30 protein-coding genes are annotated in these 24,865 nt (G+C 41.6%); 20 read left to right on the plus strand and 10 right to left on the minus strand.

Annotated elements, in window-relative coordinates; genetic code table 11:
- Nucleotides 1–27 precede the first annotated feature (27 nt).
- The 8 genes from PCH02S_RS06500 to PCH02S_RS06535 all read left to right on the plus strand — a co-directional run bounded on the left by PCH02S_RS06500 (nucleotide 28) and on the right by PCH02S_RS06535 (nucleotide 4,931).
- Nucleotides 28–294, plus strand: coding sequence for a stage VI sporulation protein F (locus PCH02S_RS06500; RefSeq protein ID WP_127451790.1), 267 nt, complete (start codon nucleotides 28–30; stop codon nucleotides 292–294).
- A 101-nt stretch (nucleotides 295–395) separates the two neighbouring features.
- Nucleotides 396–575, plus strand: coding sequence for a DUF2768 family protein (locus PCH02S_RS06505; protein WP_127451234.1), 180 nt, complete (start codon nucleotides 396–398; stop codon nucleotides 573–575).
- Nucleotides 576–593: 18 nt separating this feature from the next.
- Nucleotides 594–887: a 2Fe-2S iron-sulfur cluster-binding protein gene (locus PCH02S_RS06510; protein ID WP_127451236.1), complete on the plus strand. Its 294-nt coding sequence runs from the start codon at nucleotides 594–596 to the stop codon at nucleotides 885–887.
- A 27-nt stretch (nucleotides 888–914) separates the two neighbouring features.
- Nucleotides 915–1,499 carry a nucleotidyltransferase domain-containing protein gene (locus PCH02S_RS06515; RefSeq protein WP_127451238.1) on the plus strand — a complete coding sequence of 195 codons (585 nt, stop codon included), beginning with the start codon at nucleotides 915–917 and terminating at the stop codon, nucleotides 1,497–1,499.
- A gap of 34 nt (nucleotides 1,500–1,533) precedes the next feature.
- A complete protein-coding gene (locus PCH02S_RS06520; RefSeq protein ID WP_127451240.1) occupies nucleotides 1,534–1,887 on the plus strand; it encodes a 2Fe-2S iron-sulfur cluster-binding protein in 354 nt (117 codons plus the stop codon).
- Nucleotides 1,888–1,912: 25 nt separating this feature from the next.
- Entirely contained in the window at nucleotides 1,913–2,662 is a 750-nt protein-coding gene (locus PCH02S_RS06525) for a DUF3939 domain-containing protein (RefSeq protein ID WP_246068973.1), read from the plus strand.
- A 264-nt stretch (nucleotides 2,663–2,926) separates the two neighbouring features.
- Nucleotides 2,927–4,405, plus strand: a complete 1,479-nt coding sequence (gene spoIVA / locus PCH02S_RS06530; RefSeq protein ID WP_090821662.1) for a stage IV sporulation protein A — start codon at nucleotides 2,927–2,929, stop codon at nucleotides 4,403–4,405.
- A gap of 247 nt (nucleotides 4,406–4,652) precedes the next feature.
- Nucleotides 4,653–4,931: an HU family DNA-binding protein gene (locus PCH02S_RS06535; RefSeq protein ID WP_127451242.1), complete on the plus strand. Its 279-nt coding sequence runs from the start codon at nucleotides 4,653–4,655 to the stop codon at nucleotides 4,929–4,931.
- Nucleotides 4,932–5,338: 407 nt separating this feature from the next.
- On the opposite strand, the gene PCH02S_RS06540 is transcribed toward PCH02S_RS06535, so the two are convergent.
- Together PCH02S_RS06540 and PCH02S_RS06545 are read right to left on the minus strand one after the other, a co-directional pair.
- The gene (locus PCH02S_RS06540) at nucleotides 5,339–6,337 is read right to left on the minus strand and encodes a DGQHR domain-containing protein (protein ID WP_127451244.1); all 999 of its coding nucleotides are present in this window, start codon (nucleotides 6,335–6,337) and stop codon (nucleotides 5,339–5,341) included.
- A gap of 32 nt (nucleotides 6,338–6,369) precedes the next feature.
- Complete coding sequence (locus tag PCH02S_RS06545; RefSeq protein WP_127451246.1) at nucleotides 6,370–6,852, minus strand: DUF6042 family protein; 483 nt, start codon at nucleotides 6,850–6,852, stop codon at nucleotides 6,370–6,372.
- 551 nt (nucleotides 6,853–7,403) lie between these two features.
- On the opposite strand from PCH02S_RS06545, the gene PCH02S_RS06550 reads away from it, so the two are divergent.
- Both PCH02S_RS06550 and PCH02S_RS06555 read left to right on the plus strand, forming a co-directional pair.
- Nucleotides 7,404–7,781 carry a helix-turn-helix domain-containing protein gene (locus PCH02S_RS06550; RefSeq protein WP_127451248.1) on the plus strand — a complete coding sequence of 126 codons (378 nt, stop codon included), beginning with the start codon at nucleotides 7,404–7,406 and terminating at the stop codon, nucleotides 7,779–7,781.
- A 581-nt stretch (nucleotides 7,782–8,362) separates the two neighbouring features.
- Nucleotides 8,363–9,085 (plus strand): metallophosphoesterase, encoded by a 723-nt coding sequence (locus PCH02S_RS06555; RefSeq protein ID WP_164819462.1) that lies wholly within the window; start codon nucleotides 8,363–8,365, stop codon nucleotides 9,083–9,085.
- A gap of 377 nt (nucleotides 9,086–9,462) precedes the next feature.
- On the opposite strand, the gene PCH02S_RS06560 is transcribed toward PCH02S_RS06555, so the two are convergent.
- On the minus strand, nucleotides 9,463–11,043 hold the full coding sequence (locus tag PCH02S_RS06560; protein WP_127451252.1) for a multicopper oxidase family protein: 1,581 nt from the start codon (nucleotides 11,041–11,043) through the stop codon (nucleotides 9,463–9,465).
- A 136-nt stretch (nucleotides 11,044–11,179) separates the two neighbouring features.
- Between PCH02S_RS06560 and PCH02S_RS06565 the strand changes: the two genes are divergently transcribed.
- From PCH02S_RS06565 to PCH02S_RS06575, 3 genes are all read left to right on the plus strand, one after another.
- Nucleotides 11,180–11,608, plus strand: coding sequence for a DUF1259 domain-containing protein (locus tag PCH02S_RS06565; RefSeq protein ID WP_218033145.1), 429 nt, complete (start codon nucleotides 11,180–11,182; stop codon nucleotides 11,606–11,608).
- 210 nt (nucleotides 11,609–11,818) lie between these two features.
- Nucleotides 11,819–12,529 (plus strand): prolipoprotein diacylglyceryl transferase, encoded by a 711-nt coding sequence (gene lgt / locus PCH02S_RS06570; protein WP_246068974.1) that lies wholly within the window; start codon nucleotides 11,819–11,821, stop codon nucleotides 12,527–12,529.
- A gap of 195 nt (nucleotides 12,530–12,724) precedes the next feature.
- Complete coding sequence (locus PCH02S_RS06575) at nucleotides 12,725–13,594, plus strand: F510_1955 family glycosylhydrolase (RefSeq protein WP_127451254.1); 870 nt, start codon at nucleotides 12,725–12,727, stop codon at nucleotides 13,592–13,594.
- A gap of 116 nt (nucleotides 13,595–13,710) precedes the next feature.
- On the opposite strand, the gene PCH02S_RS06580 is transcribed toward PCH02S_RS06575, so the two are convergent.
- Both PCH02S_RS06580 and PCH02S_RS06585 read right to left on the minus strand, forming a co-directional pair.
- Complete coding sequence (locus tag PCH02S_RS06580) at nucleotides 13,711–13,974, minus strand: thioredoxin domain-containing protein (RefSeq protein ID WP_127451257.1); 264 nt, start codon at nucleotides 13,972–13,974, stop codon at nucleotides 13,711–13,713.
- Nucleotides 13,961–14,392, minus strand: a complete 432-nt coding sequence (locus tag PCH02S_RS06585; RefSeq protein WP_127451259.1) for a MerR family transcriptional regulator — start codon at nucleotides 14,390–14,392, stop codon at nucleotides 13,961–13,963. The genes PCH02S_RS06580 and PCH02S_RS06585 overlap by 14 nt, the downstream gene beginning before the upstream one ends.
- Nucleotides 14,393–14,589: 197 nt before the next feature.
- Here PCH02S_RS06585 and PCH02S_RS06590 point away from each other — a divergent pair, with 197 nt between their 5' ends.
- The 3 genes from PCH02S_RS06590 to PCH02S_RS06600 all read left to right on the plus strand — a co-directional run bounded on the left by PCH02S_RS06590 (nucleotide 14,590) and on the right by PCH02S_RS06600 (nucleotide 18,139).
- Complete coding sequence (locus PCH02S_RS06590; protein WP_127451796.1) at nucleotides 14,590–15,828, plus strand: hypothetical protein; 1,239 nt, start codon at nucleotides 14,590–14,592, stop codon at nucleotides 15,826–15,828.
- A gap of 966 nt (nucleotides 15,829–16,794) precedes the next feature.
- Nucleotides 16,795–17,715, plus strand: a complete 921-nt coding sequence (locus PCH02S_RS06595) for a multicopper oxidase domain-containing protein (protein ID WP_127451261.1) — start codon at nucleotides 16,795–16,797, stop codon at nucleotides 17,713–17,715.
- Between the two features lie 85 nt (nucleotides 17,716–17,800).
- Nucleotides 17,801–18,139, plus strand: a complete 339-nt coding sequence (locus PCH02S_RS06600; protein ID WP_307719928.1) for a four-helix bundle copper-binding protein — start codon at nucleotides 17,801–17,803, stop codon at nucleotides 18,137–18,139.
- Nucleotides 18,140–18,189: 50 nt separating this feature from the next.
- On the opposite strand, the gene PCH02S_RS06605 is transcribed toward PCH02S_RS06600, so the two are convergent.
- The 5 genes from PCH02S_RS06605 to PCH02S_RS06625 all read right to left on the minus strand — a co-directional run bounded on the left by PCH02S_RS06605 (nucleotide 18,190) and on the right by PCH02S_RS06625 (nucleotide 20,856).
- Nucleotides 18,190–18,396 carry a capping complex subunit for YIEGIA gene (locus PCH02S_RS06605; protein ID WP_127451265.1) on the minus strand — a complete coding sequence of 69 codons (207 nt, stop codon included), beginning with the start codon at nucleotides 18,394–18,396 and terminating at the stop codon, nucleotides 18,190–18,192.
- Between the two features lie 4 nt (nucleotides 18,397–18,400).
- Nucleotides 18,401–19,318: a YIEGIA domain-containing protein gene (locus PCH02S_RS06610; RefSeq protein WP_127451267.1), complete on the minus strand. Its 918-nt coding sequence runs from the start codon at nucleotides 19,316–19,318 to the stop codon at nucleotides 18,401–18,403.
- Nucleotides 19,319–19,497: 179 nt separating this feature from the next.
- A complete protein-coding gene (locus tag PCH02S_RS06615; RefSeq protein WP_127451269.1) occupies nucleotides 19,498–20,085 on the minus strand; it encodes a class I SAM-dependent methyltransferase in 588 nt (195 codons plus the stop codon).
- Nucleotides 20,086–20,098: 13 nt separating this feature from the next.
- Nucleotides 20,099–20,413 carry a hypothetical protein gene (locus tag PCH02S_RS06620; protein WP_127451271.1) on the minus strand — a complete coding sequence of 105 codons (315 nt, stop codon included), beginning with the start codon at nucleotides 20,411–20,413 and terminating at the stop codon, nucleotides 20,099–20,101.
- A complete protein-coding gene (locus tag PCH02S_RS06625) occupies nucleotides 20,410–20,856 on the minus strand; it encodes a MarR family winged helix-turn-helix transcriptional regulator (protein ID WP_127451273.1) in 447 nt (148 codons plus the stop codon). The genes PCH02S_RS06620 and PCH02S_RS06625 overlap by 4 nt, the downstream gene beginning before the upstream one ends.
- A 293-nt stretch (nucleotides 20,857–21,149) precedes the next feature.
- On the opposite strand from PCH02S_RS06625, the gene PCH02S_RS06630 reads away from it, so the two are divergent.
- The 4 genes from PCH02S_RS06630 (at nucleotide 21,150) to PCH02S_RS06645 (ending at nucleotide 24,862) form a co-directional block, all read left to right on the plus strand.
- A complete protein-coding gene (locus PCH02S_RS06630; RefSeq protein WP_127451275.1) occupies nucleotides 21,150–21,479 on the plus strand; it encodes a metal-sensitive transcriptional regulator in 330 nt (109 codons plus the stop codon).
- A 14-nt stretch (nucleotides 21,480–21,493) separates the two neighbouring features.
- Complete coding sequence (copZ, locus tag PCH02S_RS06635) at nucleotides 21,494–21,697, plus strand: copper chaperone CopZ (RefSeq protein WP_127451277.1); 204 nt, start codon at nucleotides 21,494–21,496, stop codon at nucleotides 21,695–21,697.
- A gap of 139 nt (nucleotides 21,698–21,836) precedes the next feature.
- Nucleotides 21,837–24,218: a heavy metal translocating P-type ATPase gene (locus PCH02S_RS06640; RefSeq protein ID WP_127451798.1), complete on the plus strand. Its 2,382-nt coding sequence runs from the start codon at nucleotides 21,837–21,839 to the stop codon at nucleotides 24,216–24,218.
- Nucleotides 24,219–24,241: 23 nt separating this feature from the next.
- Nucleotides 24,242–24,862 (plus strand): nitrite/sulfite reductase domain-containing protein, encoded by a 621-nt coding sequence (locus PCH02S_RS06645; protein ID WP_127451279.1) that lies wholly within the window; start codon nucleotides 24,242–24,244, stop codon nucleotides 24,860–24,862.
- The last annotated feature ends 3 nt before the right edge of the window (nucleotides 24,863–24,865 follow it).

Below are 24,865 nucleotides of genomic sequence, written 5' to 3' on the forward strand. Positions count from 1 at the left end.
GAGGCGGCACATTTGGCAAATAAAGATATGTCTAAAGACGTATTGAACGTGGTGAAGAAGAAAACAGGGAAATCCGTTTCACCTAAAGATATCGAGAGAATTGCTAGCGGTGTGAAACCTTCAACACTTCAAAGTGAGACTCAGCTGCGTCAGCTGATCAAGCAAGTCTCTGGCCTTGTAAATGTTAAAGTATCCGAAGAGACGATCAATGATATCATTCAGGCAGTGAAAAGCTCTAAGCTCGACAGCAACAACATGCAGCAGCTTATGAATATGATGATGGGCAAAAAATAAAAAGCATGAAGGGGAGCTTGCTGCCCTTTATGCTTTTTTTCTCATCCTATGCTATACTTACTGTTGATAATTTGAAAGATTATACATAAGGGGTTAAAAATATGTCAAGTTTGGACAAAATGTGGGCGTCTTTTGTCGCCATTGGACTCATGGTTGTCGCATCATTATTGATTTCGTATGCAAGAACGCGTACCCAAGGATGGGTTCGTGTCGTTCTATCGACTGTTGCCTTTATTTTATTCATTCCGATTTTACTCTATATGCTGCTATCATTGTTCTAATTTGGAGGCGATACATACATGCTGGAATTGAAAACCCGCAAAACGCAAAAAACGATGGAGCCGGAAATTGGGCTAAGTATCTTGGATCATGCGCTCAAAAACGACGTGGAATGGGGGTTCTCATGTACACGAGGCACATGTGCCAGATGCCGCTGTTACGTAGCTGCTGGACGTGAACTGCTTTCGCTACCTTCCGATGCGGAAGAAAATCGCCTGGAGCCAGAAGAAATCGAGCAGGGCTATCGACTTGCCTGCCAATGCATAATTAAGCAAACAGGCGTCATTTCCGTTGCACATAAGCCCTATTTTTAAAATCTCTGCCTGAAAGGTGTGGGCATCTTGGTCCTGCTGGAACCGTTAGTACCAACGATTACGACCATTCATACACAATTATTGCAAGCACCTAGCGTACGATGGCTCATCGGTGGCAGCTGCGGACTGCTTATGCAAAACGTAGATATTGGAAGAAGTCCGAGAGATCTGGATATTTATGTGGATAAGAACGATGTATCCGCCATTCATGCTTCTCTCCAGGATTATTCCGTTGATACACCTGTGTATAGTCAAACAAACATATATGCTTCGATCCTCAGCCATTATCATATTCATGGAGATGCGGTTGAAGTAGTAGGGGATTTCAAGGTTCAAGCACTGGATTCCTCCTATCAAGTGGAGGCTGCGTACCTATGGGAGGACCATAGCCGTACAGCTATAATCGGCAGCCTGGAAGTGAAGGTTATGCCGTTAGCTCATGAACTTCTCTTTAATTTATTGAGAAAGCGGCCTGATCGGTACGAAGCGATCCTTAAAACGATGAGGGATGCTCCAGAGCTGCATATGCCGGCATTACATGCGTTATTGCAAAGAAATAGTTGGGGACTAGCGTTTGAGCACAAGCTTGAGGAATTACTAGATTCGCACTGAGATTAGGAAGTTGACAGATAAGTAGGTGGACCTGATGAGTGGATTTGAAGTGCATTTCTGGCCGGACGACAAGAAAATAAGTGTTCGGGCAGGCACGACTTTACTGGATGCCGGACGTAAGGCCAAGGTTCATATACGCACACGATGCGGAGCCAAAGCCGCCTGTCTGATGTGCAAAGTGAAGGTGAATGACGCCAGCAGCAAGGGGCTTGCCCCCATGAATGTGAATGAACGGCTGAAGCTTGGCTCACAAGCGGAGGAAGGCTACCGCCTCGCCTGCCAAGCTCGTGTGGTTGGCCCTGTGCAGGTGACGATCCCGGAAGACCCTCTGAAGGCGGCTATACGTGCTCAGCTTGCCAGACAAGCCGAAGATGATGATTTATTTTAGAGAACAAGGATAGGATGATGGATGCGTGAAAATAGCTCGAGGCCTTGGATATGGCAGATGGATAGGCATTATTCTTAGTATGGTTCTGCTGTTAAGCGGTTGCGCTTATCCGAAAGAACTGCGTAAGGAGAATCAGATTAACCCTGCGGAGTTTATTACCGTTGTTCAGCAAGCCGTTGATCTTTTCCATGAGAAAACCGGTGTTCTGCCCATAAAAAATAGTGATATGACAACCCCTCTCTATGAGAAATATGTCATTGATTTTGCAAAGTTGAAAAAGTCAAACTATTTAAGCACCGTACCGGCGAACGCTTTTGAAAGCGGTGGTATTTTCATTTACGTGCTCGTTGATGCCGAAACGAAACCGACGGTGAAGCTGATGGATTTATCGGCATATCAAAGCGTGGAAGATGTCCAAAAGAAAATCAATGACTATAAAGCAAGCCATGATGGAAAATTGCCTGCTGGAATTGCTATCAATGAAGCGTTCGAGTACGTGGATTTCAATAATCTGGGGATGAAAGCACCTGAAATCAAGTCGGTTTACAACCGTCAGAACCTCGTAACCTATTTGGTGAATAAGCAAACGGGCGAGGTTGCTATCGATTATGCAATGGATATGATGAAGTTCATTCAAGATCAGGGGTTAGCCAGTTCCCTAAAATCGGATCAGGATTTACGAGAAATTCTCGTGAACAAATCTTACTTTGTGCCGATTCGCAGTTTTCCCTATCATTGGCAGAATAATCAGCCACTTCCCCAAGTGGCGCCATAAATATCAACTCCTCTTACAGTATTCTGTAGGAGGTTTTTTTCATTTTTCAGAATATCGCCGTCGATGCAATCATATATTTTTTCAATGTGGTGAGGAAAGCCCTATATGTGCTTCATAAAATATGAGCGGTAAAAAAAGATATGCAACATCTATCATATTTCTATCGAAAGTACATATATTTCTTACTAGTCCAAATGAATGTACGAGTAGTCAATTGTTAACGTCTCAAAGTCAGTTGACGACCAAACTGTAGGAGGGATTCTCTTGGAGAAAGTGGATATCTTTAAGGACATTGCAGAACGAACGGGAGGGGACATTTACCTGGGGGTTGTTGGAGCAGTCCGTACAGGCAAATCAACCTTTATTAAGCGTTTTGTGGAATCTGTAGTGCTTCCGAACATTCAAAGCGAAGCGGATAGGATCCGGGCTACCGATGAACTCCCGCAGAGCGCTGCTGGCCGCACGATTATGACAACGGAGCCAAAGTTCGTGCCGAATACGGCGGTCCAAATTTCTGTGGCCGAAGGGCTGAATGTGAATGTGCGCCTTGTTGATTGTGTGGGTTATGCGGTTGATGGCGCCAAAGGCTATGAAGACGAAAACGGTCCGCGCATGATTAATACGCCATGGTTCGATGAACCGATTCCATTCCAGGAAGCGGCTGAAATCGGAACTCGCAAAGTGATTCAGGAGCATTCAACACTAGGCGTTGTGGTGACAACCGATGGCACGATCTCGGATATCCCACGGTCATCCTATGTGCTGGCGGAAGAAAGAGTGATTAATGAACTGAAGGAAGTGGGCAAACCTTTCATCGTCATTATCAACTCTCAGAAGCCAAACAGCGAACCGGCGCTTGAGCTGCGCAGCGAGCTGCAAAGCCGCTATGATGTGCCAGTAGTGACAATGAGCGTGGCAAGTGCAGGAGAAGAAGAGATGGTTTCTGTCCTGCGTGAAGTGCTCTATGAGTTCCCTGTTCATGAAGTGAATGTGAATTTGCCAAGCTGGGTCATGGTTCTAGACGAGAATCATTGGCTGCGTACTCAATTCGAAAACTCCGTACGTGATACGGTTCAAGATATTAGACGCTTGCGCGACGTGGATCGTGTCGTCAGCCAGTTTGCTGAATACGAGTTTATCGACAAAGCGGCACTCGCTGGGCTTAATATGGGTCAGGGTGTGGCCGAGATTGATCTCTTTGCGCCGGATGAACTCTATGATCGCATCCTGGTGGAAGTGGTCGGTGTTGAAATTCGCGGCAAAGATCACCTTCTGCAGTTGATGCAGGACTTCACGCACGCCAAACGAGAGTATGATCAATTCGCAGAGGCGCTGGAAATGGTCAAAACAACCGGTTACGGCATTGCGCCTCCAACGCTCGCAGAGATGGCGCTGGATGAGCCGGAATTGATCCGTCAAGGCTCTAGATTCGGTGTCCGTTTACGGGCAACCGCTCCGTCGATTCATATGATTCGGGTGGATGTCGAGTCTGAATTCTCTCCGATTATTGGAACCGAGAAGCAAAGTGAAGAGCTAGTTCGCTATTTGATGCAGGATTTTGAAGATAATCCGCTCAAAATTTGGGAATCCGATATTTTCGGAAGATCCTTGCATTCCATTGTGCGTGAAGGCATTCAAGGGAAACTTGCGCAAATGCCGGACAATGCGCGTTACAAACTGCAAGAAACACTTGGCCGTATTATCAACGAGGGATCTGGCGGTTTAATTGCCATAATTTTGTAAGAAAGTAGACAAAAAAACACTCGTGAGAGTGTTTTTTGTCGTTTTATAGCAAAAATACCCACATAAAATGGAAAACGATACTTGAAATTGATGTCGTAGTATATTACTATGAATTTATTCGTCTGCTTTCGATGTTCATTTTTACTAAGAAAATCAACGGTTTTTCACGGATTCATGTATATTTTCTGACGAAACGGTGAAAACAGGAAGTAACGGAAGTAAGAAATCTTGGGGGGAGGTGAATGGCATGAATAAATCTGAATTGATTAACAAGGTTGCTGAAACCTCTGAGCTTTCCAAGAAAGATGCAACGAAAGCAGTTGATGCTGTTTTTGAAGCAATTTCCGAAGCGCTGCAAGGCGGGGATAAAGTACAATTGGTTGGGTTTGGTAACTTTGAAGTTCGTGAACGTTCCGCTCGTAAAGGACGTAATCCACAGACTGGTGATGAAATCGAAATCCCAGCAAGCAAAATTCCAGCTTTCAAACCGGGCAAATCGTTGAGAGACCTATGCACGAATCAATAAAAAAATCAGTATTTTCAAGGGTTTGTAGATACATTTAATCGTTCTTTATTACAGTGGGACTTCAATGCATAAAAGAGTGACGGGTTTTTTAAAGGCCGTAGTTACTCTTTTTGTTTTATTCAATAAAAAATATTTATCGTTTTTTATATCGTCTGTGACCGTTTTTAAGCTGTTAATACAAGCAAACGTCCATTTCCTCGGCTATTTTCCATGAAAGCCGCAGAACGGCTCCTGCGAGCTCTAATCGTGATGCTGGATTGAAGCGAAGGGCGTAGGACTTAGGTGAGACTCATACATAATGTAAAATACATGTTTGAAGAGTAATTAAGGTCGATGGATTAATATCTAGGGTTATAAAAAGAGCCCTCACACACCTTTGTTGTGGTTGTGAGGGCAATACCAGACTTTTATTTTCCAAGCAATTGTTCTTGAAGTTCAACAGAAAGTGTTTTAGAACCGTTCATTCCCTTGAGATATTTTAATGGTCCTTCTGAGGACCAATCCATTTGAGATAGCTTTTTAACAGATTTGTGTATGCGATTATAATCGAATTGTCGTTTTATATCATTGGTGCAGCTTGCCAGAAGTTCTGAACCGGCAATAGATAAGGCATCCAGACAAACAATATGTGTTAGACGGTAGTTGCTGTAGTCTAACCATTCATGAGTGAAGGTTTCTTTGAGTGAGTTGTAAAAAGTTAGAGCCATTAACAACTTTTCTTCTTTTGAGAATATTTCAATTTTAGAATCGCGAATAAGAAGATGCAGCATACGGTATAAATTCTGAAGTGTTATATGTCTTTCTTTGCTCCTTTTTCCGATAATACTTCCAATATGATAAAACGGGCTTTCGGGACGCACTAACAGCTCTGTAGCCATCCAACATAAATCATCTGAATCACGACGTAAAAACTTACTCAATGAAGTACCGATTCCTTTAGCTTTAGTGTTAATGGTGTCAAATAAGTGAATTTCTTCATCTTCATCTAGGCAATGAAATGCTAAGAAGGGAACATTGATATCTGAATTGGTTTCTTGAATATATCGTTTGATGCCCCCTAAACGATGCTGACCATCCATCAATGAAGCCTTACCTTTGCAGATTAATCGTCCAAAAGCAGGTCGAAGTTTATCGTAACATGAAAATTCCCATTTGGATGCTGCGTTAAGAAGAATTGGTGTAAATAGAGCATCCTCACCTTTGGATAAATAAATAGCGAAGTCGTTGCAGCGTTTCTGATCTACAGGTCTTTGGTATCCTTTTCCGGAGGGATCGTCGAATGGCTTTACATAAGTTAAATTTAAAGCAATAGCAGCGGGAACATGGCTCTGATATGCTACCTTGCCGCGCATTTTACATTGAACTACGTTTTCAATCACGATTTGGCTTGGAAGTATGTTACTCATGGAGTAGTTATCGCTCCTGGACTAAGTGTTATTTATAGATTTTTAAGTACGGATGAAGCTTGTGGGAATGGGCGAATTATTAAATCAAGTTTGATGATTTGATCCATATCTTCAAATTCGGTCACGAGTCCCAAATCAATAAACAGCTGGATAGCCTCGGACATTGTACTGGGATAGCTTAACCCATTTTTTTCTAAGCGGTTTCTAATGTTAAGCTCTCTTGCGTAAAATAATTGGTACTGTCCTTCCTCTTTTTTTGTTGCAAAGTCATTCCTAATTAGATCAAAATCCCATAAAGTGTGATTTACTTTCTGATGAATTAAGTATTCGATAGTTTGTTGTTTTGTGAAGTCTGATGCAACACAATAACTGATTTTAGGCAATGAAGTAAGATTTACAAGAGGAAGCCAACCAGCCCAACCGTACTCATAAAAGTTTTTTGGTAAAATATATTGTCCTTCAGGTATTAAGTTAAGCATGGAAAGAAGCCTGACAGTAATTTTTCCAAGGTTCATACCAAAATTAATTACCTCCCCACTACACAAATATGATATTGTCAGCCCCAGTCTGCATGATGTAGGGCAAAATGTTAATTGGCTGATTATTATTGCTTATCTTAAATTTGGTTTGTGACGAAAGACTGGATTCAAAATGATTGTAACTAAATCCCACTACCCTATAAGTTTTTGGAGGGCCTGATTCAAATGTTATTTCTTGAATATTTGCTAATAATTCCTCAATTCTAGAGCTTTCTTCGCTTGATATAGATTGCAGGGACATTTTATCTTCGAAGCAATGGACTCTGAAACAAAACAATGACTCATTCCTAGAAATCAAAATGAATTGATCGGAATCATTTAACAGCAGTTTATAAAATTTGTAGATAAATTGTTCATTGTCAATATTAAGAAGTACTAAGCTCTGGATGTTATTACATATTTGCAAAAATAGTCACCTCGCTTAAAAAAGTTATACATTCAATATAACACTAAAAAGTTTTAAAAACAATTTCATAATATAACTAATAAGTGATAATGATAATTAATATACAAATTGGGTGGTCAAAATGTCAAACATTCCAAATTTGAGGGTTGTAATTGGTGAAAAGATAAGGGATTATCGGAAAACTAAAGGCCTGACTCAAACTGAATTAGGGAATCTAGCCAACATGAAGCAAACCTACTTAGGTGATGTAGAAAGAGGGACTAGAAATATTTCTTTAGAGTCGCTTGAGAAAATAATGGAAGCTTTGGAAATCGAACCAAGCGACCTGTTTGACTTTAGATTAGTCAACGTTGAAAGAGGGACTGATACCGCGCTTCTTTCTGCACTTCAGACGCATTATGATTTTTTGAAAACAAGGGATGTTGAAGATGTCCAGATGATTCATCGGATTGCAAGAGATGTTTTAGAGAGTATGGACAAGAAGCTTCCCAATAAGTAGAACCATATTCCTTGTGAGTTAACATATGATATTATGTATTCGTGATGCCAAGCAGTTGTTTGTCCTGTCTTAGGGCAGGCAGGGAGGGTTTAGCCCGTTTTCACGTTCCTTTGCTGCTATTTTGGTTGCAGCCAATGTGTTGGGAGCCTCAAATTTGTATTTCATTGGTCGGTACTTGGGACAATCCGTTATATTGCGATATAGAAGATATATTGGAATCACATTATAAAATTGATGCCGCCCAAAGCAAGTTTGGAAGATATGGCATACCTTAAAACTCGATCTCTAAATTCGTAATTGCCATAAGAGTCTTTGTCCCCTATTTGGCCAGCTGCAACCGAATGTCTTAAAATGTCTACCATATAACGCGATAAGTTCGGTTATTTATTTTTACGTGTTTACAAATAGTAATGATTTTTAAAATTATTGATTCTTAGTGTAAACGTAAGCGAGGAATTAAACCAAAGTAAACCTGTTAAAAATGAAATCTACTCGGTAAACTTGGTTTTTCGGGTAAACCGGGTAGACTGATATTATAACTTGCTGGGAATTGTCGGTTTCGACAAAGGAAGGGCGGCATAGTGAGATCAATTATAATTTCTGATATTCATGGGTACCATCAAACCTTTAAAGCTCTTCTTAATCATGTTTCTTTTGATCCAGTTATTGATCAACTTGTATTATTAGGTGATTATGTAGACGGAGGCCCAGCTTCTTTAGAGGTTATAAGATTGGTTCAAAGTTTATTAGAATATCCAAATGTTCACGCATTAAGTGGCAATCATGATGAATTGCTCCTGAGATGGCTTGATGAAGAGGAATACCCATTATTAAAGTACACGAGCCCTCGGGTAGGCGGATTACAAACTATTCGATCATTTTGTTCATGGTACCAGTCTGATAAGAACAATGAAGAGGCACGACAATACATCAAAAGTCAATACGCAAATGAAATCAATTTTTTGCGTAGCATGCCAAGTTACTATGAAGATGATCATCATATCTTTGTTCATGCAGGCATAGATCCAAAGCAAAAAAATTGGAAATTTACATCATATAAAGATTATCGTTGGATTCGTGGTCGCTTCTATAAGCATGACGGGACACTTCCAGTTGGGAAACGGATAGTATTCGGCCACGTATCCTGTATGCGCTTGCATAAAGATGAAGCGAACTGTAGACCTTGGTTTGGACAACAAATAATTGGGATTGATGGGGGTATTAAGCTTGGCAAATGTCTCAATGCCCTCATTTTTGAAAATGACGAGTATACTTCAGTAAGTATGGAAAGTAGGGATCATTAAGCCCAGGCCTATTTAGAGGTAGAAGTGAACTTGTTGTGGCTCATTCAAGTATGCCCAAGGTGTTATTTTTGAGCCACCAACAATTAGGCTATTTTGAACAAGCAAAGGATGTTTTCTTTCGCTATTATAGGGATATGATTTGCTAGTTTGGATTAGAGCAGAGGGTCAATGAGTTCGAACATGTGGTGAAGCGTAAATATGACCCAGGTAAAACTAGCGCACGACTAAGATGAATCATGTCTAAAATCGCAAATTATATTAGAAAACATCATCACGAGAAATAAGATAATCCCGCATGCATGTAACAAGCAGCCGCACGGGGGAGAACCCGAAGCGACTGCCTGCCGGTTAGATTAATTGTTAATGTAGCTTTTTCATTATTCAGGTTTATTTCCCACGGTCGGATCTGCAACAAAGTCGGACTTGAAGTCTGTATATTTCAGTTCTGTTACCATACCGGCAGAAGCATGATGCAGATCATGACAATGGAACATCCAGTTGCCAGGATTGTCTGCTTCGAAGGCTACCACATATTCCTCACCTGGCTTTAAGTTTAAAGTGTCTTTGAAGATAGGGGAGCCTTGAACCGGCTCTCCATTTTTACTTAGCACCTGAAAGAAATGTCCATGCAAATGCATTGGATGATCTTCCATTTTGGAATTATTCACAATGCGCACTTTAACCGTATCTCCTTTTTTTACGATCAGGACATCTGTATCTGGAAAAGTCTTGTTGTTGATCGTATAGACCATATTCCCATTTTTCATTTCTGTGTTCAAGTTCATCGTATATTCCAACGAATACTTTTGATCTAACGTGAATGTTTTTTTACCAGACTGCCCGTAATTAGTTAAATCTATAGCAGGGAGTTTCTCAGAAGCGTTGGATTTATCCGAATTAGCTGGAGCACCTTCGTAAGCGATGATTGCTCTCATTCCCGACGCAGCTTTGTTATCGCTATGATCTTCGATTAGCCATTGGCCGGGGTTATTAGCTGTAAATTCAATATCGTAACGTTCACCCGGAGCGATATTTATTATATTGTCTTTCAAAACACCTGGGTTGCTTATAGGTTGCCCATCTGTTGCAATGCTCTTGAATTCATGTCCGTGTAAATGAATTTGATGAGATAAGTAGCCTGCATTTATCAATCGGATTCGTACCTTTTCTCCTTGCTTAACAGGGAGTTGGTCCACAATCGAGCCTGACTTACCATTAATGCTAAACAAATCGTACATGCTCATATCGTCCCCCATGGACATGGAACTCATCTTATTGTCCATAGTTGAAGAACTATCGCTATTCATTTTCATTCCGCTATGATCCATTCCAGGCATATTCATCTCCGACATTCCCTTGCCTGAGCTTACCCACTCATCAAGCATAAGGGTATAGTCACGATCTACCTTCTCCTCATTGTTCCCTTCAACAATGAATGACCCATACAATCCACGATCCAACTGATTGACGCTATCTTGGTGAGAGTGGTACCAATAGGTGCCTGGGACATCAGTTTTAAATTCATACGTATACGACTGACCAGGCTGAACAGCGTTCTGCGTTACTCCCGGAATACCATCCTCACTGTTTGGCACAGGAACACCATGCCAATGAATTGTAACAGGCTCTGGTAACTCGTTCTTCAAATTGATTTTTACTGCATCTCCTTGTTTAACCCGAATTTGTGGCCCGGGAACTGAGTTGTTAAATGTCCAAACGGGCAAGGATTTGCCAGGAGCAATTTCTTGATTGCTTTGGGTAGCGACCAAATTAAATTCTTTACCTGTTAAGACAGCTGTCTTTTCTGTATGAGCATTCGTCGTTTCTGAGGATTCGTTTGTTCCCCCCATATTCATTTTCGAATGTTCAATTCCACTTATTGAACCGGTACTTCCAGCTAAGACGACAGATAAAGCGCCGATTATAATTGTGCTTTTAAGCTTCCAGTCAATCCTCATTATTTAACCCTTCCTTTCGATTTCTATATTCATCAGAACAGGATGATCAAATCATAACTGATACTTATGTAGAACTTTTGAGGAGGAAAAGAAACTGTTACGTACACATATCTCAGTTAAGTAGGCATAAGCTGAAATGAAAAATAGACGAGGGGAAGAAGTCAAGATGCAGGATATTGGGGCACTTTGTCAAGAATTCGCTCATATTTTGGGTGGAGAGCCGAACGTAAAACATGGCGTATGTATGGTGGAGAGAGATCGTCCCCACATTAAAATAAGCATATTGGGGAGACCAAGTCATTCCGGGCTTGCTCTCCATTCCATGTGGTCATTCGAATCTATGGACTCTCTAGGCAGAACACTAAATCTAGGGGAAACTGCCCTCCTACAAGATGAAGCTAATCCTTTTATCTGGCATTTAGAAAGACATGGAATCATGTTGACTGCCCTGCATAACCACTGGTTGATGGATAATCCTCATCTTGTCTATGCTCACTACGCTTCCGTTGAGGAACCCTTATCATTTGCGAGAAAAGTTGCGGAAGCCTTCAAGGTACTGAAATAGTACGCAAACGCAAATCGAAAACCGGAATCCTTTGTGAAAAGGACCGGTTATTTTTATTAAATGGGCAATAAAATACAATGGCTAAGACCTTTCGATTATCTGGAATGCCGCGGCAGCTCTTATAAATAAGAATTTTGAATTCGTCTACATAGGTTCTTCAAAAGTAAACGCTATAATGAAATGATGAAGAATGAAGGGAGGCATATTGCAATGAGAGTCATCTTATTTACAATAGGGGATTATCCACTAAGGGCGTACGGCACCATTATAGCAATCGCTATCCTTCTCTCACTTGGGGTTGCATTATTCCTGGCTAAGGGAACAGAATACCGCAAGCATCTTTGGGATATCGTTTTTTATGTGATCATAGGCGCTATAATCGGAGCACGTTTATGGGAAGTCGTTTTTTTCGAGGGGGCGTATTATTCACAAAATCTTCTTGAGTCATTTGCCATTTGGAAAGGCGGTTTATCAATCCAAGGAGGGCTGATAGGGGGGTTTACAGCCAGTCTAATTTACTGCTGGCGTAAGAAAATTAATTTCTGGGAATTTGCAGACATCCTAGCACCCGCCATAATTTTTGGACAGGGGGTGGGCAGAATCGCTTGTTTATTAAATGGGGACGCTTTTGGCTCACCAACAGGTTCAAATTTTGGACTTATCTATCCGCCAGGAACAGTTGCATATGAAACCTATGGTTCACAAGCATTATGGCCTGCGGAAGTATGGGAAGGCCAATGGGACTTTGTTGTATTTGGAATCCTTCTTATTTTTAAAAATCGATCCTGGCCCCGTGGTTTTATATTTCTGTCGTATAATATTCTGTACTCATTGGGACGCTTTCTATTGGAAATGCTTAGGGGGATACACCAAGGTATTTATTTAACTTCACAGCCGCGCAATGGACGAGCACAAGCGTGATCCTCATTTCTCTTGTGCTACTCTTGTGGAATTACCTTTACGCAAAGAAAACCCCAAATACGTTACCTATATAAGCTATTTGTTAGTCATGATTCGAATTATTGCTGATTAAATACGCATCTTCATAAGATCATCACAACTTAATACTATGATATTATTTGCCGTATACAAATTTATGAGCTTTAAGGAGCGCTAATGAAAAAGTCGTTTATTTTATGTATGTTTGCAGTTACTCTTCTTTTAGTTGCAGGTTGTTCTTCAGGAAAGTCGATGACCCTTATGCACATCCATGGCCTTGGATATTCCAGCGATGGAAAACAGGTATTAATTCCGGCCCACGATGGATTGATGAGCTATGAGAATGGTAAATGGATTCATGGTGGAGGGGAAAAACGTGATTATATGGGGTTTAACGCGGTTGACACGGGTTTTTATAGCAGTGGACACCCTGCAGAAGGGTCAAGCGAGAAAAACCCATTAGGTATTGTGAAAAGCACTGATGGCGGTAAAACGATTGAAATGCTTGATCTATATGGAGTAGAAGATTTTCATGGTATGGCTGTTGGATATAAGACTCACGCTATTTATGTGTTTAACCATAGTCCCAACTCCAAAATGAGCACAGCTGGTCTGTATTATTCTTTAGATGATGCAAAATCTTGGACAAAAAGCAATATGGGAGGGGTCAGCGGAGAGGTCATGGCAGTCGCGGCTCACCCTACCGACCCGGCAACAGTTGCGCTTGTTACCAAGGCAGGGCTCTACTTATCAAAAGATAGCGGAAATCATTTTGATAAAGCTTCAGTGGCTTTTCAAGTAACAGGACTCTCGTTTGATATGGCTGGAGAATTAATGATCGGTGGGCAAAAAGGAATGATTATTAAAAATGCAAACGCATCAATGCCCAAGCTAGATCAAGACGATGCGGTGCAATACCTCGCTCAGAGCCCGACAAACGTTAATGAAATCGTAGTTGTTACTTACAAAAAAAACGTTTTTATGAGTAATGATACGGGAGTAACTTGGACTCAAATTGTAAAAGTGGGAACTACGATAACAAAGTAATTGGCTTAGTTAACAGAGCTGTTAAGTTGTGTTCAAAAGAATTAATCGCCCTGTTATGAGCGATTAATTCTTTTCGAATGTCTCTTATCTTCCTAGTGCGTTTAAAAGATGCTCGCTTAGTCATGTCGAACAATTTTCGATAATCCGTTCAATCTAGCAATCTTCATCTTTTCAACATCAATCACTTCTCCATTAATCACAACAGAAGGAATGGAATGAATGCCGTATGATTTCGCTATACTTTCATTTTCGGCAGTAGTGCTGCACTGATCTAAGCCATAGATAACAACATCACATTTAGAACAAGCTAACTCCTTAACCTGTTTGACCATCGCATCACATAAATAAGTTCCTGCTATAAAAACTTCAACTTTTGCCATCGTGAATTCCTCCATTTGATAAAGTTTGCATAATGAGGCAACTCTTTTTTGACAGAGTAGTATCTGAATTAGATCTTTTCGTTACCGCTTCTAAAATAGACTTAAAATTGTTCAGTTGATCGATTTTCTCTTCAATTTTGCCGATTTTCTCCGTTGCGAATTGGCGCATTTCCTCGATTGGAAAGTAATCATCTTTCCTGTAAATAGATAAAAGTCTTTTGATTTCTTCGAGGGTAAATCCTAATTCCTGCGCTCGTTTAATAAACCGAACGTCGTGAACGGTTTCTAATGAAAACATTCTGTATCCTGAGTTGGTTCTTGGCGGTTCGGGTAGAAGCCCTCTCCTTTCGTAATATCGTATTGTTTCGATATTAACGCCTGCTTCTTTAGCTATTTGGCCTACCGTTAAGCCATTCATTATTTTTCCTCCTCACTAGCTATTATTCACCCTTTACTTAGGTACGGAGTCAATGGATTTCTGTACCAAAATCAACAACAAGCTTTAACAGATTTCAAATGATTAATTAACTGTTAGATCCCTCCTCGTAGAGGGATTTTTCTTTTTGCGAAGAAGTATAACATAATAAAATTCACGTGGAGGCATACTTGGGAACTATGGATGCGATCATAAATAACTATAAAGCTGACTCGGAATCCGTTTATCATACATGGTTTTTAAATAACGACGAGAGACTTAAAGCATTCCTATCAATTCGAAAGAGTCTCCAAAAAGTAATAGCTGAAATTGAAAACGGGATGTTTGGCAACGATTTTAAGGGCTCTAGTCTGGAGACGGTTATTACAGCAATCTCTGAGCAAAAACAGATTTTTGAAGGAGCAGCCCATGCGTTTTTCTGGAAACCAAAACTGCGGATACCCGATATATATGAAAATGAACCGAATAAGAAAGCATTTGGGCGGTTTTTAAAAGCATGTCTTGAAGCAACAAATGAAGATCAAATCATGGCTGAAATTCACAAATTAAATGGTTTGAAAATTAAGGGCTTGGGACCTGCAGTTGCAAATATTCTTTATTTTTTGCACCCTACGCTCTTCCCTCCGTTTAACACCGCCATTGTAAATGGATTTAATGCTTTATTTAATCAAAAGAAAAAACTAGGGTCATGGGAAGCCTATCTTGAGATGCGTGAAGTTATACTTCAGGAAAATAACCTTCATCGAAGCATACTTTCAAAAGATTTAGGGGCAGTAGCAGGCTTATTGTTCGAAATTGGCAGCAATCGGCAAGTTATTGAAGAGAACGCGGTTAAAGTAATCTCAAACGAGCAGGAAAAGCAGATTAAGGCTAATGCGAAGCGTCATAAGGAAGTTGCGGCAGATCAGCAGGAGGAAAACGCTCATACGGAAATGCAGTATTATTTGGCGAAACTGGGGCAGTCACTAGGATATAAGGTTTGGATTGCACGGAATGATCATAAGCGTGTGTGGAATGGAGAAAAGCTTGGGGAGTTCTCGATTAAGGAACTCTCACTTCCTACACTTTCGCCAGCCGTATTTGAAACGGTTTCCCTTATTAATGTGCTTTGGCTGGATCAATCCAATAAGATTGTCAGTGGCTTTGAAGTAGAGAAAAGCACGTCCATATATTCTGGGATTTTACGTTTAAATGACCTGTCATTATCAATTGATGGCACAAAGGGCCATTTTTATTTGGTTGCCCCAGAAGGAAGGGAAAAGGAGATTCAGGCTCAATTGCTTCGTCCATCGTTCCGAACGCTGGAATCGTTATCGATTGCTTATATTTTATTTAAGGACCTACGGTGCGACTGCGAAGCAATGTGCAAGTTTGGCCATGACGTCACTGTTCTTAAGAAAATCTGCAAGGCGGTTTAAATCCTGCAATAAATAGGTCGTATTATGAGTCCAATTCACAAATTGGGCTCTTTTTTATTCACTCTCTGTTCATTTTTATACGAGATCTTTACGACCTTGATAATGCAATTAAAATGGATCAACATCGAAAGATGAACTTCATTTAAGTGGGGGCATGTCGCCACTGGATTGTTTGTCGGCGAAAGCGCAGGAATTCGCCTTTCGGGATGGCGTCTGCCGTCTCTTCATTTCACCGCCAATAGCCAAATTCCTAATGTACAATGACGGATGATTAGGCTATTTTGTTATAAAAAAGGAAAACGCCCCCGAACCTTTGGGATAGGAGCATCAGGAGCATTCTATCTGACAATATGTCTAAAATACACCACTTTGGCTGTTCATACAAAGACTATTTACGCTTGTATAGGGAGAAAGCACCTAAAGGCAAACTCTGTTGCGAAACGTGCGGATACAGCCTTAATAAGCATCGACGAATTCAATGCCATCTTGAATTGGCTCGATACGTCGAACCGGGACGATCAAGAAGAGCACGTTCAGCAAGCAGCTACAGCATGACGCGCAAGGCCTTTCTAAACAGCAGTTAGAATGAATTCCACCGTTTTGAGCCCACTTCGTAAAGCCCTTTGGCAAGGTGATCATACTCTCCATCTAACCTTCCCGATAAACCCGGTAAAAAGGCGCTTGCTTACCTCGCATCTTCATTGACGATTACTTGCGCTATGTGGCTTACGGACATTTTTATTTGGAAGAACGGGTAGGCGGCTGGAGGACTGCTTAAAGAAGGGCATCCTCAAGCACGGTATTCCTGAAACCATTATATTTCTCATTGTTTTCGCCTCTTTAGGTTTAAAGCATAGCTGAAGGATATGCAGCCCTGATTAGGTGTAGGCAAGAAGTTTTACTTATTATCGGACAACCTCATGTTACATAAGTATTAAATATGTCGATGAATTCGGAGGTGTAAGTATGAATCTATGGGAAAGTAGAATTAGATATCCTGATGGACAAATCGCGCCATATCAACAAGGACCCAATTGGAGGCATTTTAAGCTTATTGCCGAGCCAATTAAGAGAGAGATTATAGAAGGACTTACCATTGAAGCCCTCGGGTATAATGGTGTAACACCGGGTCCACTAATCATTGTTGAACAGGGCGATTGGGTGATATTAGAGGTTGAAAATCGAACAGATAAACCTAATGCTCTTCATATACATGGTCTTGCCAAACCGAATTTTCAAGACGGGATGCCAGCTGTTGAACCCACTCCAACTATTCAACCGGGACAATCCTATACGTATCGATTCCAAGCATGGCAGGTTGGCTCGTTTTTCTATCATTCATCGGAAATATTTCAAATTACCAGAGGATTAATGGGTCCATTTATCGTTATCCCAAAACAGGAGCAAATACCTGAGTGGTATATTCCTTATTATGATTACGTCATGGTTTTACAGCAATGGGAGATCCCGCAGCCTGAGCTTGGCAAAGTTGAATTGGGAACCTTTCAAATTAATAAATTCGATACGGATCCTAACTTTTTTACTTTCAATGGAAAATCGTTCCCCAATACTGCTCCTATTTATACCTCATACGGACAAAAGATTCGAATACGGTTCATTAATAAGTCCAATACGTCACATTCGATGCATACACACGGTCATGATTTTAAGGTGGTTGCGGTTGATGGATTTCCTCGCAACGATTGGATGGATGACACAATAGATGTTGCATCCGGGCGACGCTTTGACGTTGAGCTGCTCTCAAATAACCCTGGGATATGGGTCGTGAACGGGACAAAAACGTTCCACCAGTCCAATAACGGTATTGCACCTGGAGGAATGATTAGCAGGCTTATTTATGAGAACTACACACCTAAATCGCCATAAGATTACGTACAAGGCATAAAATAGGCTTATTTGAATCAACCTAAGCATGATTGACCTGAATAAAGGAGGTTTTCCCATGCCAACAATGGTTGATTCTACGGTCCAACAGTGGCAAGCATGCATCGACGCATGTCTTAAATGCATGCAAGCATGCGAAGAGTGCCTATCTTCCTGCCTCAAAGAACCAGATGTTCAAGCCCGTACCATGTGCATTAGCATGCTTCGTGACTGTGCACAGCTTTGCGCCTTGTCCGCGCAAATGATGTCTCGCGGAAGCCAGTATGCAAAACAGCTCTGCCAGTTGTGTGCGACAATTTGTGAATCATGCGCAGCAGACTGTGAAAAATTCCAGGATACGCACTGCAAGCAATGCGCTGAATTCTGCCGCGAATGTGCTGAAGAGTGCCGAAAGATGTCTGCCTAAAAAGAATGGAAACCCGTGAATTTCTAAGAATCACGGGTTTCGTTCTTCAGTCAGCCTTTAAGGATTAAATAGATCCCGTTACTTGTCTTGGTTACATCGCCTTTGATAGCTTTTGCAATATCAAGCATGATTTGTTTTTGCTCTTCTTCGTCGTTTGCCTCAACAACAAATGAATTACCACCGGAAACTTTATGATGAGGCAATGTCACAGCCGCAAGAATAGGGCTTATTTCTTTCTGGGCGCTATCTCTACTCATAATATCACTCCTTTGACCCTACACCTGTATCCATCAGCGCATGACTTTTTTTTACAGATTCCAGTAACGGGGTATTCTTAATGGAGTAGATCAGTTTCTTCATGTCTCGGACAAGCGGTACAATCACAATAATTGTTTTGCCGCTTTCAAAATCTTTTCGCGTGTAATGATACCGTTTTACTCCAACCGTACGTGTAGCCTCGAACAATATGGCTTTTCTCTGTCCAAAATTGTCCAAAGTTATTCGAAAATGATCTTCTTTTGGTAAAATGGTTACGGCAAGTCCTTCTTTTGTCAGCATTTTTTGAGCGTTATCCGTTCCCACCAAATTGCTGACAAATATCCCGTCAACAAAAAGCTCGGAATCTTTTACTTCGATTTTTCCTTCCTGGACAATGGCAATATCCCCAACCTGTTTGCCTTTTGAAAATCGCTTTAATACCATTAAAACAACAAAACCAACGATCACACCGAGTGCGATATCCAAAATTCGCATTTGTGGTTTGTATATCTGCATGGAGGCTGCCGTGCATATGGAAACGACTAGAGCAAAGTAATTTCGAGATTCAAATGTTTTGGCAATACCGTCTATATAAGCGTCACCTCTAGGAGTAAATTCGGTATTTTCCAACTCTTTTAGGCTTTCCTTTTCCGTTTTCCGCACGTCTCGAAACTGTTGAATCGCTAGTGACAAGAAGGTAACTGCTGTCCAGTTACTTGTCATTAGCGCAGGCACAAATACCGCACCAAGCGTTGCGGCAATGAATCCGATCAATATGTGAATCATATAACCATTCGGATACGATGGGTACTGCCTATAGTCTTCTTTCAGCACCAAAATCCGCGCTAAAGTCCCCATAATCATCGCGGTAAGGATTAACGTAATATTGTCCATTGATATGATTGATTCGCGACCGCCCATAAAAACCTCCCCATTCTTTCTGATCAATTGGTTTGTTTCCTAATAAGAATTGACTCTTTTTCGAAAAAATAAACCAATAGGGCTCATAAGAATACGCCTGGGAAATCGATAAGGGAAAACCACAAGGAGTAACGGATTGTTCCAACAAACAACAAACAACAAACCAAACAAAAGCTCTTTTAGACCGGAGCTTTTATTTTTATAAGCAGATAGTAATGTTCAAACGCTTGCTTCCCTTCTTTTACAATTTCATATCCCACAGATTGAAGCGTTAATTTAAGGTCGTTCATTGCAAGTCTGTTTTTTAGTGGAGGACCAATTAAACCTTCTGCTTCAGGATCGAATTCTGCAATTAATATTACAGTTTCTTCAGAAGCTTGTTTAAAGATATTTCTTAAAATATGTGCTGGTGAATCCGAATGATGTAGAACATCAGTGAGTGTAATAGCATGAAAGTATCCCAATTTATCATTGAGTGATTTTTCAGCATCCCAGCATATGATGTTGACATTTGAGTGCTTGTATTTCCTTAACGCATAATTGATTGCTTCCTGATCCTTTTCAAGGGCCGTAATTTGACCTTCCTCTCCAACAATGGAAGCATATTCATTCAAAAAGACTCCGGGACCTGGGCCAATATCAAGAAGAGATGCTCCTTTTTTTAGGTTTACAATAGAAACCCATTCATTGACTAATGGAAGCCGTTGCACCTGCCGTTCCCTCACTTTTTCCCATCCCATAACTGAAAGATCTTTATGAAATTCCAATTGAAATCCCTCCTTACCAGCCAAAATTGCGAATTGTATAGAAAATAAAACCAAAAGATAATAAAGTGGATAGGGTCGTTATTGAAATAACCCAGGGAACTTTACAGCGATGCTTATATAAACGGTAAAAGGAAAGCAAGACTGTAACCAAAGTGGCTATTATCATAAAGCGTCTAATCCAAACTACAGCTGACATAGTACTCATCATGCTTGTGGAGCCTCCAAGCAAGAGCAATAACCCCATGTGAAGCCAATGGTGGGAGGAAGCTAGAAAAGAAAGGATAAATGAAGCTACACTCGTGGCGGCTTGGCTTTTTTTGTTAATCATCGTGTTTTCCCCCTATACTGAAATAAGGCGTGATTAAATTTTTTAAACCCCTCCATGATTATTGCTTGATCGCCATCAGGAACATTTTCTAAAACAGTCTGATAGAAACTCAAGGATTGATTTCGCACCTGCCCAATTATCCGTGATCCCTTTTCCGTTAAAGCGAGTAACATTTCCCGGCGATTGGCTTCGTTAATATCCCGGCTAACCAAGTTTTCTTTAACTAAGCCATCAACAAGCCTACTTACAGAGCTTCTTTCAAGATTTAATCTCTGGGCCAACTCAGAAACAGATAACGTGGTGTTTTCAAGCTCTTGAAGGGCATATGCCTGGGAGACCGATAGGGGAAAACCACAAGGAGTAACGGATTGTTCCAACATACCAAACAATCGAATGAATTTTTGCACGTCTGATCTAAATTCTAAAAGGGCATCTTCAGTCAATTACCTCACTCCAATATGTGTATTATACAACAAATGTATTATACATCATTATTATTTGGAAATAAAGGGTAGACAATTTTAAAAATTTGACAACGATCAGTGGTTCAACTTGATATAAAAAATCTCGGCATATTTCAGAACAATTAAGGGAAAAATTGAATCGATTTTACTTAGAAACCCTCAGTATTCCTAGTTGTTGCTTCCTTATATATAGGATTGAGAAAAATAGGCATTAATTACACTTGAATACCATCGGGGGGTATGGTATTATTGGTTTCAAGGGAGGCGATTCCATGGAGCAACATGAACACGAACAGGTTGAATGCTGCCATACCGATAGCGGTGAACGTAAGAGCCATCACTCGGATAAAGTAAAGAACAATTTAACTTCGCGTCTGAACCGTATAGAAGGTCAGATTCGAGGATTGAAGGGCATGATAGAGAAGGATACTTATTGTGATGATGTCCTCAATCAGATTGCAGCAGTTCAGTCAGCATTAAACAGCGTCGGTAAACTTCTGCTGGAACATCACATGAATAGCTGTGTGATCGGACGCATTCAAGAGGGTGACCGAGAGGTCATTAAAGAGCTCATGATAACTATGAATAAATTAATCAAATAAGGGAGAGGTGAACCATGCAATCCATTACACTCAAAGTTGAAGGCATGTCCTGCGGTCACTGCGTGAATTCGGTTGAAGGTGCGGTAAAAAAGCTTGGCGCAACTGGAAAAGTTGATTTAAATGCCGGCTCGGTTACGGTGGAATACGACGAATCCAAATTAACTTTGGATGCCATTAAAGAAGCGATTGAAGAGCAAGGTTATGATGTCGTGAAATAACAGGGGCTGCGTGGCAGCTCCTCTCTTAACAAATATTTTTTTTGACTAAAATATACCCCATAGGGGTATAATGATTAAAGGGTGATGACCAGTGGAAAAACAATTAGAACAGCAACAAACAACTTTACAAATTGCCGGTATGACATGTGCAGCTTGCGCCAATCGAATTGAGAAAGGACTCAAAAAACTTGAAGGGGTAGACGAGGCTAATGTCAATTTTGCGCTTGAAAAAGCTTCAGTTACATATAACCCATCAAAAGTAAACGTTTCGGCAATGGAGCAAAAGATTACTGATCTCGGATACAGCACTGTTAAAGATGAGGTTGATTTTAAACTTGTAGGCATGACTTGTGCGGCATGCGCAAATCGAATTGAAAAAGGCTTAAGCAAGATGCCTGGTGTAAGCAAGGCGACGGTGAATTTTGCTTTGGAGACGGCACATGTAGAGTACAGCGCTGCAGAAGTGTCCGTAACAGACATGATCAACAAAGTAGAGCAGCTCGGTTATCAAGCCATTCGCAAAGAAGAAGCAGCTACAACTGACGGGGACTATAAGCAAAAAGAAATTCGCCACAAGAAAATCCAACTGCTCGTTTCTGCTTTATTTTCATTTCCGCTTCTTTGGGCAATGGTCAGTCATTTTTCATTTACGTCGTGGATTTATTTGCCCGAATTTTTGATGAACCCTTGGGTACAGTTTGCTCTGTCAACGCCGGTTCAATTTATCATCGGCCGTCAGTTTTACGTTGGAGCATACAAGGCACTCCGAAACAAAAGTGCCAACATGGACGTACTCGTTTCGCTTGGGACATCCGCCGCGTATTTCTATAGCTTGTATTTGACAATTCAGTGGGCGACAGCAGCAGGTGCTCACCGCCATGCGCCGGATATGTATTACGAAACCAGTGCAATCTTGATTACGCTCATTATTTTAGGCAAATTGTTCGAAGTTCTTGCAAAGGGACGCACATCGGAAGCCATCAAGAAACTGATGGGGTTGCAAGCGAAAACGGCGCTCGTTGTTCGTGACGGACAAGAGATGACTATGCCAGTAGAAGAACTAATCATCGGAGACATCGTTCTCGTAAGACCCGGCGACAAAATCCCAGTGGACGGTGAAGTGGTCGAAGGAACTTCCGCTGTCGACGAATCCATGCTGACCGGAGAAAGTATCCCAGTTGAAAAAAAGGCCGGCGATGCTGTTATCGGAGCTACGGTGAACAAAAATGGCAGGTTGAAAATCAAAGCTACCCGCGTTGGTAAAGAAACGGCACTTGCGCAAATCATTAAAGTCGTGGAAGAAGCACAAGGCTCGAAAGCGCCGATTCAACGTATCGCTGACGTAATCTCCGGGATTTTTGTGCCAATTGTAGTAGGTATAGCGGTTGTAACGTTTCTGATCTGGTTTATCTGGGTAACTCCCGGCGAGTTCGCAACAGCCCTGGAAAAGGCTATTGCCGTTCTCGTCATCGCTTGCCCATGTGCATTAGGGCTTGCGACTCCGACGTCGATTATGGCCGGATCTGGCCGCGCGGCAGAATTCGGCATTCTGTTCAAAGGCGGTGAGCACCTGGAATCAATGCAAAAAGTAAAGACAATTGTACTGGATAAAACGGGTACGGTGACAAAAGGAAAGCCGGAGCTGACGGATGTTATTATTGATGGTCATGACGAAACTGAAGCGCTTCGTCTGGTTGGCTCTGCCGAAAAGCAATCCGAGCACCCGCTTGCGGAGGCGATCGCTGCAGGCATTATCGCCAAAGGCATTACACTGACTGCTGTGGAGCAGTTCGAAGCGATTCCCGGATACGGCATCCAGGCAATGGTAGAAGGTAAGGAAGTGCTGGTAGGCACGCGAAAGCTGCTGCAACGTGAAAATATTCCATTCGGAGAAGCGGTGGAGGCGATGGAGCGGCTGGAGTCCGAGGGCAAAACGGCGATGTTGATCGCAATTGATAAACAATATGCCGGTATGGTTGCCGTTGCCGATACGATCAAGGAAACGTCGAAAGAAGCGATTGCCAAGCTGAAACAGATTGGCATTGAAGTAATTATGATTACGGGGGACAACAACCGGACCGCTCAAGCAATCGCAAACGAGGTAGGAATTGAACACGTTCTTGCCGAGGTGCTGCCAGAAGGTAAGGCGGAGGAAGTCAAAAAACTGCAAGCACAAGGTAAAAAAGTCGCAATGGTGGGCGACGGCATTAACGATGCACCGGCTCTAGCAACTGCAGACGTAGGCATCGCCATCGGTACCGGTACTGATATTGCCATGGAAGCTGCAGATGTGACGCTTATGCGCGGCGAACTTACCAGTATCGCTGATGCCATTTATATGAGCCGCAAGACGATGACTAATATCAAACAAAACCTGTTCTGGGCGCTTGGTTACAATACGCTTGGCATACCAATCGCAGCTGTTGGACTTCTCGCGCCGTGGGTTGCCGGAGCCGCGATGGCACTTAGCTCGGTATCTGTAGTGTTGAATGCACTGCGCCTGCAGCGAGTTAAACTGTAAATTTCTTTTTGGGAGAGGATCATATGGGGATGATGAAATTTGCGGTCACACCAGGCTTCGAAGTCGGAGGGACCATATTTAAACCTGAGCAACTTGCACTACTTGGATCGATTATTGGGGAAAATGCTAAAATTGAACTGACGAATTTCAAGCAACTGTATGTGGAAATGGAAGTGGAACGCTTAGAAGAAGTAAAGAGGAAACTGTCTGAGACAGGGTTGGAAATTTATCCAGTAGGATTTGTAACAAAAAGCCTTATACCCTGTAACTTTTGCCGCGGTGCTGAAGACGCCGGGCTTGAGATTGCACAAAAATTAAACCGCATGATCGCTGGAATATCAACGCCGTCACCGCTAAAAATCGGTTACGCTGGTTGTGCCCTCGGTACGAGTGAACCGCTGCTGAAAGATATCGGTGTCGTGAAAATGAGAGATAAATTCGATATGTATATCGGTGGGGAACCCAAATCATTAAAGCCTGCCTTTGCGGAATTATTCGTAACTGGGGTAGATGCGGAACAAATGATGGATATTGTTCAAAGGCTCATTACGTATTTCCAAAACAATGGGAAGAATAAGGAGAAGTTCTCCAAATTTATTGGGCGAATTTCAATTGAGAAATTACGCAATACAGTTGCCAGTTAAGAT

It is taken from the genome of Paenibacillus chondroitinus NBRC 15376, assembly GCF_004000765.1.
GTDB lineage: Bacteria > Bacillota > Bacilli > Paenibacillales > NBRC-103111 > Paenibacillus_E > Paenibacillus_E chondroitinus.